The 17,948-nt window shown below is 69.3% G+C and carries 19 protein-coding genes; 12 read left to right on the top strand and 7 right to left on the bottom strand.

Going from position 1 to position 17,948, the window contains the following annotated elements; translation table 11 throughout:
* The first annotated feature begins 85 nt into the window (after positions 1-85).
* Positions 86-1,660, top strand: a complete 1,575-nt coding sequence (locus HZ992_RS13260) for a methyl-accepting chemotaxis protein (RefSeq protein WP_209382322.1) — start codon at positions 86-88, stop codon at positions 1,658-1,660.
* A gap of 19 nt (positions 1,661-1,679) precedes the next feature.
* Here the strand turns inward: HZ992_RS13260 and HZ992_RS13255 are convergent, their stop codons facing one another.
* Entirely contained in the window at positions 1,680-2,024 is a 345-nt protein-coding gene (locus HZ992_RS13255; RefSeq protein ID WP_209382321.1) for a hypothetical protein, read from the bottom strand.
* Positions 2,025-2,256: 232 nt separating this feature from the next.
* Positions 2,257-3,045 carry a pentapeptide repeat-containing protein gene (locus HZ992_RS13250; RefSeq protein WP_209382320.1) on the bottom strand — a complete coding sequence of 263 codons (789 nt, stop codon included), beginning with the start codon at positions 3,043-3,045 and terminating at the stop codon, positions 2,257-2,259.
* Positions 3,046-3,149: 104 nt separating this feature from the next.
* Between HZ992_RS13250 and HZ992_RS13245 the strand changes: the two genes are divergently transcribed.
* From HZ992_RS13245 to add, 3 genes are all read left to right on the top strand, one after another.
* Positions 3,150-3,524: a thioredoxin family protein gene (locus HZ992_RS13245; RefSeq protein WP_209382319.1), complete on the top strand. Its 375-nt coding sequence runs from the start codon at positions 3,150-3,152 to the stop codon at positions 3,522-3,524.
* Positions 3,517-3,981: a gamma-glutamylcyclotransferase family protein gene (locus tag HZ992_RS13240; RefSeq protein ID WP_209382318.1), complete on the top strand. Its 465-nt coding sequence runs from the start codon at positions 3,517-3,519 to the stop codon at positions 3,979-3,981. The genes HZ992_RS13245 and HZ992_RS13240 overlap by 8 nt, the downstream gene beginning before the upstream one ends.
* Before the next feature lie 175 nt (positions 3,982-4,156).
* Positions 4,157-5,167: an adenosine deaminase gene (gene add / locus HZ992_RS13235; RefSeq protein WP_209382317.1), complete on the top strand. Its 1,011-nt coding sequence runs from the start codon at positions 4,157-4,159 to the stop codon at positions 5,165-5,167.
* Between the two features lie 63 nt (positions 5,168-5,230).
* On the opposite strand, the gene HZ992_RS13230 is transcribed toward add, so the two are convergent.
* Complete coding sequence (locus HZ992_RS13230) at positions 5,231-6,037, bottom strand: hypothetical protein (protein WP_209382316.1); 807 nt, start codon at positions 6,035-6,037, stop codon at positions 5,231-5,233.
* 198 nt (positions 6,038-6,235) lie between these two features.
* Between HZ992_RS13230 and HZ992_RS13225 the strand changes: the two genes are divergently transcribed.
* Genes HZ992_RS13225 through HZ992_RS13210 form a run of 4 tightly spaced genes read left to right on the top strand, consistent with a single transcriptional unit; the run spans position 6,236 to position 9,987 of the window.
* The gene (locus tag HZ992_RS13225) at positions 6,236-7,249 is read left to right on the top strand and encodes a sulfate ABC transporter substrate-binding protein (RefSeq protein ID WP_209382315.1); all 1,014 of its coding nucleotides are present in this window, start codon (positions 6,236-6,238) and stop codon (positions 7,247-7,249) included.
* A complete protein-coding gene (gene cysT / locus HZ992_RS13220; protein WP_209382314.1) occupies positions 7,246-8,079 on the top strand; it encodes a sulfate ABC transporter permease subunit CysT in 834 nt (277 codons plus the stop codon). The genes HZ992_RS13225 and cysT overlap by 4 nt, the downstream gene beginning before the upstream one ends.
* Positions 8,076-8,918 carry a sulfate ABC transporter permease subunit CysW gene (gene cysW, locus HZ992_RS13215; protein ID WP_209382313.1) on the top strand — a complete coding sequence of 281 codons (843 nt, stop codon included), beginning with the start codon at positions 8,076-8,078 and terminating at the stop codon, positions 8,916-8,918. The genes cysT and cysW overlap by 4 nt, the downstream gene beginning before the upstream one ends.
* 4 nt (positions 8,919-8,922) lie before the next feature.
* Complete coding sequence (locus HZ992_RS13210; RefSeq protein WP_209382312.1) at positions 8,923-9,987, top strand: sulfate/molybdate ABC transporter ATP-binding protein; 1,065 nt, start codon at positions 8,923-8,925, stop codon at positions 9,985-9,987.
* Between the two features lie 523 nt (positions 9,988-10,510).
* Here the strand turns inward: HZ992_RS13210 and HZ992_RS13205 are convergent.
* Both HZ992_RS13205 and HZ992_RS13200 read right to left on the bottom strand, forming a co-directional pair.
* Positions 10,511-11,449: a CysB family HTH-type transcriptional regulator gene (locus tag HZ992_RS13205; protein WP_209382311.1), complete on the bottom strand. Its 939-nt coding sequence runs from the start codon at positions 11,447-11,449 to the stop codon at positions 10,511-10,513.
* A gap of 118 nt (positions 11,450-11,567) precedes the next feature.
* Positions 11,568-11,990, bottom strand: a complete 423-nt coding sequence (locus tag HZ992_RS13200; RefSeq protein ID WP_209382310.1) for a rhodanese-like domain-containing protein — start codon at positions 11,988-11,990, stop codon at positions 11,568-11,570.
* A gap of 132 nt (positions 11,991-12,122) precedes the next feature.
* Between HZ992_RS13200 and HZ992_RS13195 the strand changes: the two genes are divergently transcribed.
* Positions 12,123-12,440: a PspC domain-containing protein gene (locus tag HZ992_RS13195; RefSeq protein WP_209382309.1), complete on the top strand. Its 318-nt coding sequence runs from the start codon at positions 12,123-12,125 to the stop codon at positions 12,438-12,440.
* A gap of 78 nt (positions 12,441-12,518) precedes the next feature.
* Here HZ992_RS13195 and HZ992_RS13190 read toward each other — a convergent pair whose 3' ends face one another.
* Entirely contained in the window at positions 12,519-13,466 is a 948-nt protein-coding gene (locus tag HZ992_RS13190) for a hypothetical protein (protein WP_209382308.1), read from the bottom strand.
* A gap of 158 nt (positions 13,467-13,624) precedes the next feature.
* Here HZ992_RS13190 and HZ992_RS13185 point away from each other — a divergent pair, with 158 nt between their 5' ends.
* Positions 13,625-16,039: an ATP-binding protein gene (locus HZ992_RS13185; protein ID WP_209382307.1), complete on the top strand. Its 2,415-nt coding sequence runs from the start codon at positions 13,625-13,627 to the stop codon at positions 16,037-16,039.
* A 67-nt stretch (positions 16,040-16,106) separates the two neighbouring features.
* Here HZ992_RS13185 and HZ992_RS25980 read toward each other — a convergent pair whose 3' ends face one another.
* Positions 16,107-16,241: a hypothetical protein gene (locus HZ992_RS25980; RefSeq protein WP_256440725.1), complete on the bottom strand. Its 135-nt coding sequence runs from the start codon at positions 16,239-16,241 to the stop codon at positions 16,107-16,109.
* Between the two features lie 152 nt (positions 16,242-16,393).
* On the opposite strand from HZ992_RS25980, the gene HZ992_RS13180 reads away from it, so the two are divergent.
* Positions 16,394-17,218, top strand: a complete 825-nt coding sequence (locus HZ992_RS13180; protein WP_209382306.1) for a transglutaminase-like domain-containing protein — start codon at positions 16,394-16,396, stop codon at positions 17,216-17,218.
* Positions 17,215-17,937, top strand: coding sequence for a proteasome-type protease (locus HZ992_RS13175; protein ID WP_209382305.1), 723 nt, complete (start codon positions 17,215-17,217; stop codon positions 17,935-17,937). Before HZ992_RS13180 ends, HZ992_RS13175 begins: the two co-directional genes overlap by 4 nt.
* Positions 17,938-17,948 lie beyond the last annotated feature (11 nt).

The raw sequence follows: 17,948 nt of genomic DNA, 5'->3' as shown, positions 1-17,948 counted from the left end.
TGACCTAAATGATCGTGCGCTGCGGCCGAAAGTGATTGCCATGCATCGGCAGTATTGATGTGTGTCTCTTACTGCAAAGGAAATCATGAACCTCTCCGTCAAAGCCAAGCTCGGCTACGGGTTCGGTGCGCTTGCGCTGGTCGTCATGTGCGTGTCCGCCCTGGCGCTGAAGTCACTCGGAACCTCCCACAACGACTTCCAGACCTATGTCGAAGATGACGCCGCCCGCATCTCGCTGGCCAATGACGTGCTCGACGCCGCGAACGCCCGCGCCATCGGCGCCCGCAACCTGGTGCTCGTCGGCGCGGCAGAGCGCGACGCCGAAAAGGCTGCCGTCGGCCAGGCACACGCCAAGCTCCAGGACACCATTGCCAAGTTGAAGGCCGCGCTGGCCAAGGCCGGCGCGGCCACCGAGCAGGAGCGCAAGTCCTTCGCCGAGCTCGAGCGAGCGGAGGCGAAGTACGGACCGGTGGCGCTGGGCATCGTGGAGCTCGCGCTCGCCGGCAAGCGCGACGAAGCCGTGGGCCGCATGAATGCCGAGTGCCGCCCGCTGCTGGCCGCGCTGCTGCAGGCGGCGAACACCTACATCGCCCAGGCCAATGCCGCCGCTGCCGCGGAAGTGAAGGCGTCCGAGGCGCACTTCGCGTCGGCCCGCAACCTGCTGCTGGCCCTCTGCGCCGCATCGCTCGCTGCGGCCACGATCCTGGCCGTGGGCATCACGCGCAGCCTCACCCGCGCCCTGGGCGCCGAGCCCGCGGACCTCGGCCGCACCGCCGAGCGCGTGGCCGCCGGCGACCTGAACCCGGTGGCCGGCGCCACGCACGCTCCCAAGGGCAGCGTGCTCGCCTCGCTGGCCGACATGCAGGCCAGCTTGGCACGCGTGGTGGGCCAGGTGCGCGCCGCGTCCGACTCCATCGCCACCGGCTCCGCGCAGATCGCCACCGGCAATGCCGACCTCTCGCAGCGCACCGAGGAGCAGGCCTCGAACCTGCAGCAGACGGCCGCCTCGATGGAGCAGCTGAACTCGACGGTGAAGAACAACGCCGACACGGCGCGCCAGGCCACCCAGATGGCCAGCTCGGCCAGCGCCGTGGCGCGCAAGGGCGGCGAGGTGGTGGGCCAGGTGGTGGCGACAATGGACGACATCAGCGCCGCCTCCAAGCGCATTGCCGACATCATCGGCGTGATCGACGGCATCGCCTTCCAGACCAACATCCTGGCATTGAACGCCGCGGTGGAAGCGGCGCGTGCCGGCGAGCAGGGCCGCGGCTTCGCGGTGGTGGCGTCGGAAGTGCGCAGCCTCGCGCAGCGCAGCGCCGAGGCCGCCCGCGAGATCAAGGCGCTGATCGGCGACAGCGTGGCCAAGGTCGAGAACGGCGCCCACCTCGTGGCCGACGCCGGCACGACGATGGCCGACGTGGTCAGCCAGGTTCAGCGCGTGGCCGATCTCATCGGCGAGATCAGCAGCTCGGCCTTCGAGCAGACCAGCGGCATCGGCCAGGTCAACGATGCGGTGACGCAGCTCGATCAGGTGACGCAGCAGAACGCCGCGCTGGTGGAAGAGAGCGCGGCCGCCGCCGAAAGCCTGAAGCAGCAGGCCTCTCGGCTGACGGAGATGGTGCAGGTGTTCAAGCTCGCGCCGGGCATGGCGCACGCCTGAGCGCGCGCACAGCGCCCGCTCACTGCGCGCGAGCGCCCGCCGGGTTGGCGGCCACGCGCGTGCCACCGGCGCGCAGCGCCATCACGCGCGGCGAGAGCTCCATCGCCGGGTGGGCGTAGTGGATCTCCGGCTGCTCGGCGGGCAGCAGCGCGGTCAGCGTGGTCGGGTGCAACTGGTCCATCTGCGCCTCGTCGAGCTGGCGCACGAAGGTCCATCCCATCGGCGTCTTCACGTAGGCGAAGCGCGTGGGCAGGTCGACGTAGACATCCCACTCCTTCACCTGCACGAAGCTCTGCGCCTGGCTGGGGGTGGAGACGGCAGCCGCGGCGATGGCGAGGGCGGCGATGGCGAGGTAGCTCTTCATGATCGGTGTCCTGGGCTCTGACTGGAGGGCACGCGGTGGGGCGTGGCGTGAAGTCAGTGTCTGCAGGCACCGTTTCAGGCGCGCTTCATCGCGGCGGGTGGCAGGTTTCGTTTGTTGCTCGAAACCGCACTGGCCCTCAGGCCACAGCGAAGGCCCTGCGAAGCTGGCCAGCGTCGGCCTGAGTGTGAGCCGCCTGCGCTGCGCACTTGCAGAGGCGCTTCGCTTCGGCGGCTCAGCGCACGATCTTGTCGGCGTTCTCGGCCTTGTCGAGGCCTTTCGCCTCGGCCAGCCCCACGGCACCGCGCAGGATGGTGGCATTCACGTCGGCCTCGGTGAAATCGGCACCGGTCACGTCGGCGCCGCTGAGGTCGGCACCCACCAGCTTGACGCGGAAGAAGTTCGCCCCGCGCAGGTTGGCGCCCTGCAGGTTGCAGAAGTTCATCAGCGAGCGGTTGAAGTCGGCGCCGGTCAGCGTCGCGCCGGCCAGGCTGGCGTTGGAGAGGTCGGTGCGCATCTGGCCCATGCCCTGGTTCTTGATGTTCACGCCCACCATCGCGCGGCTGAAGTTCGCGCCGGCCAGGTCGGCACCCGGCAGGTCGGCGATCATCTTCACGCCGCTCAGGTCGGCATTGCGGAACACCGGCATCTTCTTGACCGTGCCGCCGAGGATCACCACCGAGAGCAGGCTCGCGCCGGCGAGCCGCGCGCCGGTGAAGTCGGTGCCCATCAGCCAGGCGCCGTTGAGGTTGGCCCCTTCGAGGTTGGCGCCGCGCAGATCGGATTCGACCAGCCGGCTGCCGAAGAAGCTGGTGCCGCGCAGATCGGCGCCGCGAAAGTCGAGCCGGCTGAGGTCGAGGTCGGACAAGTCCTTGCCGGCGAGATTGGCGGGTGACCCTGGCTTGGCCGCGGCGAGCAGGGCCGTGACCTGCTCGACCGAAAGGTCCGCGGCTTCTGCGCGGGGCGACAGCGCCGCGGCGAACACCACGATGGCCGTGGCGAGAGTTGCCATGCTGCGCGTCATCTTGTCTCCTCGGAATGGTCGAGCCGCATCATCATCCGCGCCCGGGAGCCAGGCAAGCACCCCGGCGCACGGTGCGGCACACTGCGCCGAATGAAGGTGCCCGAATGAACACGGCGCAGGCCCAGGGCGGCCCCTGGCTGGTGGCCTGCCTGTGCGCCGCATGGTGCCGCAACTGCGACGCCTACTACCCCACCTTCGAGCAACTCGCGCGCGAGTTCGGCCCGCGCATGCGCTTCGTCAAGGTCGACATCGAGGACGACGAAGACGCTCTCGGCGAGCTGGACGTGGTCGACTTCCCCACGCTGCTGATCGCCGAGGGCGAGACGATCTACTTCCTGGGGCCTGTGCTGCCGCACCTGGAGACGGCGCGGCAATTGATCGAGCGGGCGCTGCGGCGGGAGCTGGCGGAGGTCAGGACGGCGGGGGTTGTGGGGTTGGCGGGGAGGGTGGCCTCATTGCGGGAGCCTCGCGATGACTGAAGTGGATCGAGCTCGGAAACCGGCCCACGGAGTCACCCATGTCTTCGTCTACGGCACCCTCAAACAAGGCCACCGCAACGCCCACGTCAACGCGGGCGTGCGCGTCCCCGGTGAGTTCGTCACCGTCGAGCGCTTCCCGCTCTACGTGATCGGACCGAACCAGCTGCCCTGGCTGGTGGCGAGCCCGGGGCAGGGCGAGCAGGTGGTTGGGCAGCTCTACGAGGTAGACGACGCGGCCCTGGCGCGCATGGATGCGCTGGAGCGCATCACCGAGCCCGATTGGTACGCGCGTGCCGAGATCGCGGTGCGGCCGCGCGGTGAGGCGCAGGCACCGGCGCTGAGTGCCTGGGTCTACTTCGGCAGCGCCACGCGCCTGAGCAGCGAGGTGGTGCACCTCGGCCCGCTGGCCGAGTACACGCATGCGCACGCGGCGCTGCGTATCAACGCCACACGCTGAACGCGCACGCCGCGCAGAGCGCAGCGGCCAGCAACACGATCCACTGCCGCGAGTTGCGGTGCTTGTCTGTCGCCCCAACAGATACTGGACATGCGCGCCGGCGTATGAGCTTCGGCGCTCGATGCACGAAACTGGCGGGCGACGCCTCACCGTGCACTCCCATTGGAGTACCTCCATGCCCAATGCGCTCCCCGCTGCCATCGATCGCCTGCGTGCCTTGCCGAAGGCCGAGGTCCATGCCCACCTCGAAGGCTGCTTTGATCCGGGCCTTCTCGAACAATGGGCGAGTCAGGCGGGCACGCCCATGCCCAGGCCTCGCGAGCACTTGTTCGAGTTCGAAGGGCTCGCGGACTTCCTGCATTTCCTCGACTGGGCCTGCAGCCTGGCGTCGACCCGGGAACGCCTGGCCGAACTGAGCTACGGCTACAGCCAGCGGCTGGCGGATGCCGGTGCCGGCTACGCTGACGTGATCGTCAACCCGACGCACTGGCCGGCGTGGCGCGCTCGTCTGCCCGACATGGTCGACGCGATCGACGCCGGCCTGCGGGCCGCTGAACAAGACGGACTCCCTCCGGTGGGCCTGTGTGTCAGTGTGCTGCGCACGCAGTCGTCGGACGCCGCAGCCGAACTGGTGGATACGCTGGTGGCGTTGCGGCATCCTCGTGTGGTGGCGCTCTCGATCGATGGCAACGAGGCGGCTGCCGGTCGCACCGGCCCACGCTTCGCGGATGCGTTCCGGCGCGCAGGCGCGGCCGGTCTGCGCCGCACCGTCCATGCGGGCGAGTCCAGCGGTCCGGAGGGCGTGCGCGATGCCATCACTCTCCTGGGGGCTGATCGCATCGATCACGGAGTACGAGCGATCGAAGACCCTGAACTGGTGGCCTTGTTGGTGGACCGGCAGATTCCCCTGGGCATCTGCCCGACTTCCAATCTGAAGCTGGGGGTCTACGCCCGCATCGAGGATCACCCGATCGACCGCCTGCGCCGTGCCGGTGTCGCCGTGTCGATCAACACCGATGACCCTGTCTTGCTCGGCGCCAGCCTGGTTGACGAGTACGCGCTCTGCGCAAAGGTGTTCGGCTGGTCGGATGACGACCTGCGGGCGCTGGCGCGCAATTCTGTCGATGCGAGTTTCGCCAACGCAGAGATCAAGGCGAGGCTGATCCACGCACTGGCGAGGTGGTGAAGCTGGCGGTTTGCTGAGGCGGCGAACACTGCGGTGCCGGAGCAGTTCTCGGCTCAGCCCTTCTCAGCGCCGCACGCGGCTGCCCAACGCCGCGGCCACCGCCTGGGCGCGCGCCTGGCTCGCTGCATCGGCATCGAGGCCGCTCACGTCGGCCGCCGCGCTGGCCTGCAGCGCGCGGCGCCAGATCAGCGCCTTCGGGTACTCGCCCTGATGGTGGCCGTCAAAGGCGGCCCAGTCGCAGGCGCACAGCTGCAGCAGCTGCGTGAAGCGCTCGGGCCGCTCGCGTGCCTGCACGCGGTCGAGCAGCGCAGCGATCGGGCCGGCGCGCAGCTCGCTGGCGTGATGCAGGTTCTCGCACTCGTCGATCGCCAGGTGCGCGAAGGCCAGCGTCTCGGCCGGCACGGCGGTGTGCGTGGCCAGCGCGGCCAGCGCCGCATGCGCGCGCTCTTCGTGGCGTGGGTGGTGCGGCCAGATCTGCGGCGGTGTGCCGGCCTTGCCGAGCTTGTGCACCAGCGCCGCGAAGCGCACCGGCAGCGGCGCGCCGGCCAGCGCTGTCTCGTCGATGAAGCGCCACTGGTGCGTGCCCACGTCCACCCACACCGGGCTGTCGGAGAGCTGCGGCACGCCGAACAGCGCCTCGGCCTCGGGCAGCCACAGCGCCAGCACGCGCGAGCGGCGCAGCGCCTCGAAGGCGCACGAAGGCTGCGGCGTCATCAGCGCGCTGGCGAGCAGCGCCCAGCGCCCGGCAGGCGACAGCTTCGCCAGCGAGCCGCCCACGCGCGCCAGCGTGAGCGTGGCCACCTGCTCGGCCGAAGGGCCGTCGAGGCGGGGCTGCGCGAGGCAGCGTTGCAGGTCGTTGAGCTGGGTCATCGTGTCGGTTTCTCGACAAACGCGACGACGCAGGCCCGCGCGCCGCTTGCCCTGGCGCCCATTGCAGATGCCGTGCCCGCGGCGCGCTCATGCGCTGCGCGCATTTGCTAGCGCGATTTGATTCGTTCGCGCGCGGCGGCTCGCTTCCTACGATGAGCCCATCGCATCACGGGCCGTCGTGGCCCCCACGGATTCCGCATGACCCTCACCCGCTTCTTTCGCACCTCGCTGCTCGCCGCCGGCCTCGCCGCCGCGGGCGGGGCCACGCTGGCCAAGGACGTCACGCTGCTGAACGCCTCCTACGACCCGACGCGCGAGTTCTACGTCGACTTCAACAAGGCCTTCGCCACCTACTGGAAGGCCAAGACCGGTGACGTGGTCAGCGTCAAGCAGAGCCACGGCGGCTCGGGCAAGCAGGCCCGCTCGGTGATCGACGGGCTGGAGGCCGACGTGGTGACCCTGGCACTCGCCTACGACGTCGACGAACTCGCCGCCAAGGCCAAGCTCATCCCCGCCGACTGGCAGAAGCGCCTGAAGCACAACAGCGCGCCCTACACCTCGACCATCGTGTTCCTGGTGCGCAAGGGCAACCCCAAGGGCATCAAGGATTGGGACGACCTCGTCAAGCCCGGCATCGGCGTGATCACGCCCAACCCCAAGACCTCGGGCGGCGCCCGCTGGAATTACCTCGCCGCCTGGGGCTACGCGCTGAAGAAGTTCGGCAACGACGAGAAGAAGGCGCAGCAGTTCGTCGGCCAGATCCTCGCCAACGTGCCGGTGCTCGACACCGGCGCGCGCGGCTCGACCACCACCTTCGTCGAGCGCGGCATCGGCGACGTGCTGCTGGCCTGGGAGAACGAGGCGCTGCTGGCGCTGAAGGAGCTCGGGCCGGACAAGTTCGACATCGTCGCGCCTTCTCTTTCGATCCTTGCCGAGCCGCCCGTCACGGTGGTCGACAAGGTGGTCGACAAGCGCGGCACCCGCGCGGTGGCGCAGGCCTACCTCGATTACCTGTACTCGGCCGAGGGCCAGGACATCGCCGGCCGGAACCACTACCGCCCGATCGATCCGGCGGCCGCGGCCAGGTACGCCAGGCAGTTCCCGAAGCTGAACCTGTTCACCATCGACGAGGTCTTCGGCGGCTGGGCCAAGGCGCAGAAGACGCACTTCGCCGACGGCGGCAGCTTCGATCAGGTCTACACGCGCAAGTGATCTTCTCTCGCCTGCTTCGCACGCGGCACAGCGTGCTGCCGGGTTTCGACCTGGCGCTCGGCTTCACGCTGCTGTACCTGGGCTTCATCGTGCTGGTCCCGCTGAGCGCGGCGTTCATGAAGACCTTCACGATGACCTGGCCGGCGTTCTGGGACGCGGTGAGTTCGCCGCGCGTGGTCGCCTCGTACCGCCTGACCTTCGGTGCCTCGCTGGCCGCCGCGCTGGTCAACGCCTTCTTCGGCCTGATCGTCGCCTGGGTGCTGGTGCGCTACGAGTTCCCGGGCCGCCGCGTGATCGACGCGCTGGTCGACCTGCCCTTCGCGCTGCCCACGGCGGTGGCCGGCATCGCGCTGACGGCGCTGTACGCCGGCAACGGCTGGATCGGCCAGGTCCTGCCCTTCAAGGTGAGCTTCACGCCGATCGGCGTGTTCGTGGCGCTGACCTTCATCGGCCTTCCCTTCGTGGTGCGCACCGTGCAGCCGGTGCTGGAGGACCTGCAGAAGGAGATCGAGGAGGCCGCCGCCACGCTGGGCGCGAACCGCTGGCAGACCTTCACCAAGGTGATCTTCCCGATCCTCACGCCGGCGCTGCTCACCGGCTTCGCGCTCGCCTTCGCGCGTGCGCTGGGTGAATACGGCTCGGTGATCTTCATCGCCGGCAACATGCCGATGGTCAGCGAGATCACGCCGCTGCTCATCATCACCAAGCTCGAGCAGTACGACTACCAGGGCGCCACGGCGATCGCGGTGGTGATGCTGGTGGCGGCCTTCGTGCTGCTGCTGGCGATCAACGGCTTGCAGGCCTGGACCCGAGCGAGGCAGGGGCGATGAAGGCCACCACCGAACCAGCCTGGGTGAAGTGGACGCTGATCGGCGTGGCGCTGGCCTTCCTCGGCTTCTTCCTGTTCGTGCCGCTGGCGATCGTCTTCGCCGAGGCGCTGAAGAAGGGATGGGACGTCTACCTCGCCGCGATCGTCGAGCCCGACGCGCTCTCGGCCGTGAAGCTGACGCTGATCGCCGCGGCCATCAGCGTGCCGATGAACCTGGTGTTCGGCATCGCCGCGGCCTGGTGCATCGCCAAGTTCGAGTTCCGCGGCAAGAACGTGCTGCTCACGCTGATCGACCTGCCGTTCTCGGTGAGCCCGGTGATCGCCGGCCTGATCTACGTGCTGGTGTTCGGCCTGCAGGGCTGGTTCGGCGAGTGGCTGCGCGACAACGACCTGAAGGTGATCTTCGCCGTGCCCGGCATCGTGCTGGCCACCGTGTTCGTGACCTTCCCCTTCGTGGCGCGCGAGCTGATTCCGCTGATGCAGGCGCAGGGCACCGAGCAGGAAGAGGCCGCGCGCGTGCTCGGCGCGGGCGGCTGGCCGATCTTCTGGCGCGTCACGCTGCCCAACGTGAAATGGGCACTGCTCTACGGCGTGATCCTGTGCAACGCGCGGGCGATGGGCGAGTTCGGCGCGGTCAGCGTGGTCTCGGGCCACATCCGCGGCCAGACCAACACCATGCCGCTGCACATCGAGATCCTCTACAACGAATACCAGTTCGCCGCGGCCTTCGCCGTGGCCTCGCTGCTGGCCCTGCTGGCGCTGGTGACCCTGGTGCTGAAGTACGCGGTCGAGCAACGCGTGAAGGCGCAGAAGCGTGTCGCGGGCGACCGCGCGGAGTGAAGCCATGAGCATCGAAGTCAGAAACCTCAACAAGCGCTTCGGCCAGACCGTCGTCTGCGACAACCTGAACCTCGACATCCCGGCCGGCGAGTTGGTGGCGCTGCTCGGGCCCTCGGGATCGGGCAAGACGACGCTGCTGCGCATCATCGCGGGGCTGGAAGTGCCGGACTCGGGCACGGTGCTGTTCCACGGCGCCGATGCGACGAACACCAACGTGCGCGAGCGCCAGGTGGGCTTCGTGTTCCAGCACTACGCGCTGTTCGCGCACATGACGATCTTCGAGAACGTCGCCTTCGGCCTGCGCGTGCGGCCCAAGGCGACGCGGCCGTCGGAGAAGGAGATCACCTCGAAAGTCACCGAGCTGCTCAAGCTCGTGCAGCTCGACTGGATCGCCGACCGCTACCCGCACCAGCTCAGCGGCGGCCAGCGCCAGCGCATCGCGCTCGCGCGTGCGCTGGCCGTGGAGCCCAGGGTGCTGCTGCTCGACGAGCCGTTCGGCGCGCTCGATGCCAAGGTGCGCAAGGAGCTGCGCCGCTGGCTGCGCCGCCTGCACGACGAGGTGCACGTGACCAGCGTGTTCGTCACCCACGACCAGGAAGAGGCGATGGAAGTCGCCGACCGCATCGTCGTGATGAACGAGGGCCGCATTGAGCAGCAGGGCACACCCGACGAGGTCTACGACAACCCGGCCACGCCCTTCGTGTTGCAGTTCCTCGGCGACGTGAACCTGTTCCATGGCCGCTTCGGCCACGGGCCGGGATCGAAGGATGGCGAGGTGAGCTACGTGCGCCCGCACGAGCTGCAGATCGTCGAGGTGGCGGAGGAGGGCTCGCTGGCGGTGACGCTGGCGCAGGCGCTGACCGTGGGCCCGAACACGCGGCTGGAGTTCAAGCGCCTGAGTGTGGATGGAAGCGAGTCGGGTTACGTCGACGTGGAGCTGCCGCGCGCCGAGTACGTGGCGCTGCGCGACCGCCTGGGCCTGAAGCCCGGCTCGGCGGTGCACCTACGGCCGCGCAAGGTAACCCGCTTCGCCGAGGAGCCATTGCACGACCCGGCCGCGATGATCTGAAGACGCCTGCACCCACCTGCGCTCGATGACTCTGGAAGCAGAGCGAGCGGCCGGCGGTTGGCGGCCCGTTGCGGTCTTCGCGGGTCTGCTTTACGTGCAGCGGGCATGGTCGCAGGTCGACGGCGGTACCCGCGTTCTCCGGCCCACGCTCGCGGGCGGCCTCCGCGGGCCGCCACCGTGGCCGCATCAACACCCGGTGTGCCATGCCCTCGCCAGGGCGACCGCGAATGGGGCCTGCGCCCGCGGGTACCACCGCCGCCCTGCCGGCATCCGCGGTGGCCTGCCGCCACGAGAACCTCGATGGTTGTGGGGCAGGTGGTTCGGGTGTGCGATCGCAGGCCCCATTCGCGGTCGCCCAGGCGCATGCAGGCCGAAGGCGGTGTTGACGAGGCAGCACGTGGCGGTCCTCGGTGGTCGCCCGCGAGCGTGGGCCGGAGAGCGCATACCCGGACCGCCTGTCCGCGCGCCCGTCAATGCGGACCTTCGTGAATGTCGCCCAAGGTCCGGAAACAGCCAGTGCCGCTCAGTCTTCGATGGCCTCGCCGGCCAATGCGCGCTGCACCGCAACCCGCGTCAGCGTCGGCGCGAAAGACTCGATGAAGGCGTACACATAGCCGCGCAGCCAGGTGCCGCGTCGGATGGCCAGGCGCGTCAGGTTCACCTCGAACAGGTGCCGCGCGTCGAGAGCGCGCAGCGTGCGGTCGCGCTCTGCGTCGAAGGCGATCGAGGCGACGATGCCCACGCCCATGCCCAGCTCGACGTAGGTCTTGATCACGTCGGCGTCCATCGCGCTGAGCACGATGCCCGGCTTCAGGCCGGCCTTCGCGAAGGCCTCGTCGATGTGCGTGCGGCCGGTGTAGCCGGCTTCGTAGGTGATGATCGGGTGCCGCGCCAGTTGCTGCAGCGTGACTGGGCCTTCGCTCTGCAGCAGCTCGTGGCCGGGCGGCACGACGATGCTGTGCGTCCAGCGGTAGCAGGGCAGGGCGACGAGCTGCTCGTACTGCGCCAGCGCCTCGGTGGCCACGCCGATGTCGGCTTCGCCCGACAGCAGCATCGCCGCCACCTGTCGCGGCGAGCCCTGATGCAGCTCCAGCGTGACCTGCGGGTAGACCTGGCGGAAGTCGCGCACCACCGTGGGCAGCGCATAGCGCGCCTGCGAGTGCGTCGCCGCGATCGACAGGCGGCCGGCGTTCTGCGCCGTGAAGTCCTCGCCGACACGCTTGAGGTTGTCGGCATCGAGCAGCAGCCGCTCGACGATGGGCAGCACCGCTTCGCCCGGTGGCGTGAGGCCGGTCAGGCGCTTGCCGGCGCGCACGAAGATCTCGATGCCGAGTTCGTCTTCCAGCTCGCGGATCTGCCGGCTCACGCCGGGCTGCGAGGTGTGCAGCGCGGCGGCCACCTCAGTGAGGTTGAAGCCCAGGCGGGCGGTTTCGCGCACGGCGCGCAGTTGCTGGAAGTTCATGGTCGGGTCGCCGATGGCAATCGACCATTCTCGGCAGGCCCCGCGCGCCGGGCAACGACGCAGAGCTTCTAAGCTATCTCGCCCCGGGCATAAGCCGGGGCGGCCGGCAGGCGCGCGCTCAGAGGCCGGGCTTGACCATCGGCCAGCCGCGGCGGGCCCATTCGCTCATGCCGCCCTCGACGTAGCGCACATGGCCGTAGCCACGCTCGCGCAAGGCCTTGAGCGTGCGGCTGGAGCGGTTCTGCGTATTGCAGATCAGCAGCACGGGCTGCTTGGGGTCGGTGGAGATCTCGCCCAGGCGCTGGCCGAGCTGGCTCATCGGCAGCAGGCGCGCGCCGCGGGCCACGCCGGTGGCGTGCTCGTTCGGCTCGCGGATGTCGATCAGCACGACGCGCCCGGCCTCGAACTCGGCGCGGGCCGTGTCCAGGCTCACCGACAGGGTGTCGGAAGCATCCGCCGCCACCAGGCTGCCCAGCAGGCCGAGCGCGGCCAGCGACTTGAGCAGGATGCGGCGCGAAAAGGGAGCAGCGGAACGGGACATGTTGCGGTCTCGGGAACGTTGTATCAGCCGATGATGATATTCCGATCGGGCCGGAGGCTCTTGTCTCAGATCACGCCGGCCCCATCTGCCGGGTGACACTCTCGCGCTGCATCGATCCGAAAGGAACCGGCCATGTCACTGAGCGACGAACTGGGCAAGCTGTCCGAACTTCACCAGCGCGGGGCGCTGACGGACGACGAGTACACCCGCGCCAAGGAGCGCTTGCTGCACCCCGGCAGTGCGCAGGGCAGCGATCCCTATGTGAAGGCCGTCAACGCGCTGCGGCGCAGCCGCAGCGACCGCTGGATCGCCGGCGTCTGCGGCGGCCTGGCGCAGCCCACGGGCGTGGAGTCCTGGGTCTGGCGCCTGATCTTCGCGATGCTGCTGCTCTTCGGCGGGGCCGGGCTGCTGCTCTACGTGCTGATGTGGATCTTCGTGCCGGCCGAGTGAGGCACGGCGCGGGGAGCAGCGGCACGCGGCTGCGGGGCCGTTGCCCGAACGGCCCGCCTGCACGTCCATCGGGCCGGTTCAATGCACGGTGCCGACGATCGGGGCCAACGCGGCGTTGATGCGGGCGCCTTGATCGGCATTGATCATCGAGCCGAGCAGTTCCAGGAAGCGCGGATCCTGCACGCCGCTGACGATGTACTGCCACCGGTAGGCGCCGAGCAGCGTGGCGTGGATCGCCTGCCGCTGCGGGCCATCGAACGCGCGGCCTGCCACCGCCGTGAAGTAGTCGGCGTCGGCCTGGGCCTGCATCTGCACGATGCCGTCGACGGCGCCCACCAGGCCGATGAGTTCGTCGACGGCGCGGTCCCGCTGAGCGCCGTCGAGCTTGCGGTCTTCGCGCTGCCACTCGATCTCGTCGACGATCGCGTGCTGCGACTCCTCCTTCCAGTGAAACAGGAAGACGTCCTTCCACAGCGGATCGATCTGCGTCTGCCCGTCGATGCTGCTGCGGTAGTGGGCCTGCGAGAAGAGCTCGATGTCGCAGACCAGCGCCAGCACGGCCCAGCTCGATGCCGACAGCACCGCCTGCGCCACGGCGTTGGGTTGCGGCACGAAGTTGTAGCCCGCGGGCATGCCGGGCGCGATCATCTTCTCCAGGCGGCGGAACATCTCCTGGTGCTTGAGCTCCTCGTCGGTGAGGCGCACCATCGCCTCGAGCGCCACCTGATCGCCCAGCCAGTGGTCGCGGCTGAGGTCCAGCACCTTCGCGCCGATGAAGCGCTCCACGAGCGCGAACATGTTGGCGTAGGTTCGGCCCTGCAGCTGCGAGAACAGGCGCCGTTCCTCGGCCGACAGGAAGGCCAGCTGCGTGGCCCTGGACAGGCCGTCGGGCAGGAACGGCTTGCCGAAATCGAACTGGCGGCCGCGGATGACGTCGCGGTCGGTGTCCCAGCGGATGCGCTTGGAGACCTCGACGCACTTGGCGTAGCGGGCAGAGTCGGTCGTGTGTGGGCTGGCGTGTGTCATGGTGTGGCTCCTTCAGGCCGGGTGGGGATGATTCGAGGGGCCCACGGGGGTGAGCGCCTGGGGCACACTCTGCCCAGCGGCCGGCTCGCAGTCTTCAAGCCGAGATCAAAGGTTCTCAAACGCCGCCGCCGCCGTCTTTGCCATGGGGAGTACCGCTGGTGTCAATCGCCGGTGCCGACGAACCGTTGAGCTTCGGCCACTTCGAGCTGAGGCCGGCACAGCGCGCGCTTCGCGTGCGTGGCGAGTCGGTGTCCATCGGCAGCCGCGCTTTCGATGTGCTGCTCGTGCTAGCTCAACGTCACGAACGGCTGGTCACCAAGCAGGAGCTGCTCGACCTCGTCTGGCCCGGCCTGGTGGTGGAGGAACACAACATCGCCACCCAGATCGGCAACCTGCGCAAGGTGCTCGGTGCCGGCGCGATCGCGACGCTGCCAGGGTACGGATACCGCTTGACGGTGCAGCGGCTGGCCGGGCCGGCCGCACCACTGGCGCCCGCGACCACGCAACTCGCGCGCCACAACCTGCCAGTGCAGCGCACCCGTTTCATCGGCCGCGAGGCTGCGCTCGCCGATCTGGCACGACTGATCTCGTCCGCGCGGCTGCTCACGTTGACCGGCATCGGCGGCTGCGGCAAGACGCGCCTGGCGCTGCAGTTCGCGCAGCAGCAATGCGCGGAGTTTGCCGAAGGCGGCGTGTGGTTCGTCGATCTCGCGCCGCTGAAGGATGCGGCACGGGTCGCCTCCACCTGCGCGGCCTTGCTCGGCCTGCACGACAAGGCCGACGCGCCGCTGATGGACCGCCTGCTGGCTTGCGTGGCCACGCGGCGCATGCTGCTGGTGCTGGACAACTGCGAGCACGTGATGGACGGCGTGGTCGCGCTCGCGGATGCGCTGCTTGCCGGGGCGCCCGGCGTGACGATTCTCGCCACGAGTCGCGAGGCCCTGGGGCTGGCGGGCGAGCAGATCTATCGTGTGCCGTCCCTGTCGCTTCCGGCCACAGGTGAACTGCCGGAGGTGCTGGGGGCGGAATCGGCGCGCGTGTTCGTGGATCGCGCGCGACTCGTGTCGGCGGACTTCGAGCTCGACGCGAGCAATGCCGCGGCGATCGGCGAGATCTGCCGGCGCCTGGACGGCATCGCGCTGGCCATCGAGCTGGCGGCTGCGCGGGTGACGATGCTGCCGGTGGCCGACATTGCCGAGCGGCTCGATGATCGCTTCCGCCTTCTGACCACGGGCAACCGTGCCTTGCCGCGGCACCAGACGCTGCATGCGGCGCTGCAGTGGAGCTACGAGCTGCTGGCGCCGCAGGAGCAGCACTTGCTGCGCCAGGTGGCGGTGTTCGCCGGCGGATGGACGTTGCAGGCCGCGGCCGACATCGCCCAGGCGGCCGACGAGTACGAAGCCCTGACGCTGCTGACCCGCCTGCACGACAAGTCGCTGTTGGTCGTCGAACACGACGCGGCATCCAGCCGGCCCCGCTATCGCATGCTGGAGACGGTCCGCCAGTACGCGCTGGATCGCCTGGACGATCGAGGCGAAGGCGAGGCCGCGCGGGGCCGTCACCTGGCCCACTACCTCGCGCTCGCCGAGGCGGCGGAGCCGCATTTTCGCGGGCCCGAGCAGGATGCCTGGATGTGCCTGTTTCGCCGGGAGCACGAGAATCTGGTCGCCGCACTCACATGGTGCTGCGAGGGGCCGGTCGAGGCTGAGGCGGGCCTGCGCCTGGCCACCGCCACGAACTACTACTGGGTCTGGAACGATGTCGAGCTGGGCCACGGGCTGACGCGCGCAGTGCTCGAGCGCGGCGGTGCCCAGGCCGACGCGTCGCTGCGTGCCGGCACCCAGCTGGCATTGGCCAAGCTGAGCCTGTACCTCGGGCGCTATGCAGACTCGCTGGCCTGTTCGCAGCAGGCATTGGTGGCCCTGCGCCGGCTCGGTGCGCCGCGTACGATCGCGCTGGCGCTCGACGAGGTGGGCACCGCGTTGAACTCCCTGGGGCGTGTCGAAGAAGCGCTGCGCCACCATGACGAAGCCGTCGAGCAGGCGCGTCCGCTGGGGGACGCCAGGTTGATGTCGCGCTTGCTCAACAACCTGGCGGAGGCCAGGCGCAGCGCCGGCGATCTGGACGGGGCCGAGAGCTGCTATCGCGAAGCGCTCGAGCTCGCGCGTGCGCACATCGGTCGCATGGGGACCGTCACGCTGCTGAACAACCTGCTGCGCGTTCAGGTCGCGCGGGGCCTGCCCGATCCAGCCCGGTGCTTTGCCATCGAGTGCCTGCACCTCGTGCGCGACGAGAAGATCGGCGTGGATCTGCTCGAGGCCTGCGCGGGTCTGGCCTCATGCCTCGGCGAGCACGAGCGTGCAGCGCGCTTGTGGGGCGCGGCGAACCAGAAGCTGCGCGAGTGGGGCTATCGGTTCCAGCCGGTGGACTCCATCCACACCGCGCCCTTGGTCGCGAATTCTCGGCGGACGCTCGGCGACGCAGCCTATGAAACCGCCGAGGCGGCGGGGCGCCAGCTGGACTTCTCGGCCGCCCTGCGCGAACTGGAGCAGTGGCTGGAGCCCGGGAGCTGAGCTTCGGTCGGGCCCTGCGCCGCGATCCGGCGCGCTCGTCGAGCGCCAAGAAGGGAGCGGTGCCCGCCTACCACTTCTTCTTGCGCAGCGAAGCCACCGCCTGCGCGCCGGCTGTCGAGCCGGGTGCAACCGGGGTCGACGGAGCCTCCGGCACCTTCTTCGGCTTCTTGGATTCCTTGCCGTTCTTGCCCTTGGTCATCATGGTCGTGCTCGTGGTGGGGCACCCATGCTCCCCAGTGCAGGCGGGCTTGTCTGTGCGCGGGCGCACCGACGCGGGCCGGCATTCGGCGGAAACTGAAAGCGACGGGTTCGCCGCTTCCGCGGCAGCCCGCATCCATGCAACCCAAGGAAACCATGCAGATCCGAGTCGGCTTCGAAATGGCCTATCGCTGCCCGCAGCCCACGCCGATGATCCTGGCGCTCAGCATCCACTACTCGCGGGCCTCCGACCTGGTGCGCCCCGACCACCTCGTGACATCACCGGCGGTGCCCGTCACCGCCTACCGCGACCTGTTCGGCAACTGGTGCAGCCGGCTCGTCGCGCCCGCGGGCGCCTTCACGCTGAGCACCGACGCGCTGGTCAACGACAGCGGCCTGGCCGACCTCGTCGTGCCTTCGGCGCCGCAGGTGCCGGTGGAGCAGCTGCCGGAGTCGGCGCTGGTCTACCTGCTCGGCAGCCGCTACTGCGAGACCGAACTGCTGTCGGACATCGCCTGGCAGCGTTTCGGCCACGGCCCCACCGGCTGGGCGCGCGTGCAGGCGGTGTGCGACTACGTGCACAAGCACATCCAGTTCGGCTACCAGCACGCGCGGCGCACGCGCACCGCCTGGGAGGCCTGGAACGAGGGCGTGGGCGTGTGCCGCGACTACGCGCACCTGGGCATCGCGCTGTGCCGCAGCCTGAACATCCCGGCGCGCTACTGCACCGGCTACCTCGGCGACTACGGCACGCCGCAACCCTGGGGCACGATGGATTTCGCCGGCTGGTTCGAGGCCTACCTCGGCGACCGCTGGTACACCTTCGATCCGCGCAACAACACGCCGCGCATCGGCCGCGTGCTCATCGCGCGCGGCCGCGACGCCTGCGACGTGGCGCTGTCGAGCACCTTCGGGCCGAACACCCTCGAGCGCTTCAAGGTCTGGACCGACGTGGTCGACACCACCGTCGTGGCGCCGTGACCTACTGCGTCGGCGTCAAGCTCGAAGAAGGCCTGATCCTCGCGAGCGACTCGCGCACCCACGCCGGCGTCGACAACTACGCCAAGTTCTGCAAGATGACGGTGTTCGAGCGCGCCGGCGACCGCGTGCTGGTGCTGCTGAGCTCCGGCGGCCTGGCCGGCACGCAGGCGGTGATCAACGTGCTGCGCCAGCGCGCCGCCGGCGAGTCGCCGCACCTGTGGTCGGTGGGCTCGATGTTCGACGTGGCCAACCTGGTGTCCGACGCGATGCGCGACATCGAGCGCCGCGATGCGCCCTACCTCGAGAGCGGCGGCCTGAAGTTCAACGCCTCGTTCATCCTCGGCGGGCAGATCGCCGGCGAAGACATGCGGCTGTTCCGCATCTACGCCGAAGGCAACTTCATCGAGGCCGGCACCGACACCAGCTTCCTGCAGACGGGCGAGGCCAAGTACGGCAAGCCCATCCTCGACCTGGGCGTGAGCTCGAACGCGACGCTGGACGACGCCACCAAGTGCGTGCTGGTGTCCTTCGACTCGACCATGCTCAGCAACCTGTCGGTGGGCATGCCGATCGACCTGCTGTGCTACGCCCGTGACAGCCTGCAGGTGAGCATGCAGCGCCGCTTCGAGCATGGCGACGCCTACTTCGAGACGCTCAAGCAGCAATGGATCGCCGGCACGCGGCGCGTCTTCCACGAGTTGCCGCCGCTGCAGTGGTGAGGTGAAGCGGC

It is taken from the genome of Rhizobacter sp. AJA081-3 (assembly GCF_017795745.1).
Classification (GTDB): Bacteria; Pseudomonadota; Gammaproteobacteria; order Burkholderiales; family Burkholderiaceae_C; genus Piscinibacter.
The sequence above is the reverse complement of the archived record's forward strand: the minus strand, read 5'-3'. Positions and strand labels throughout refer to the sequence as shown.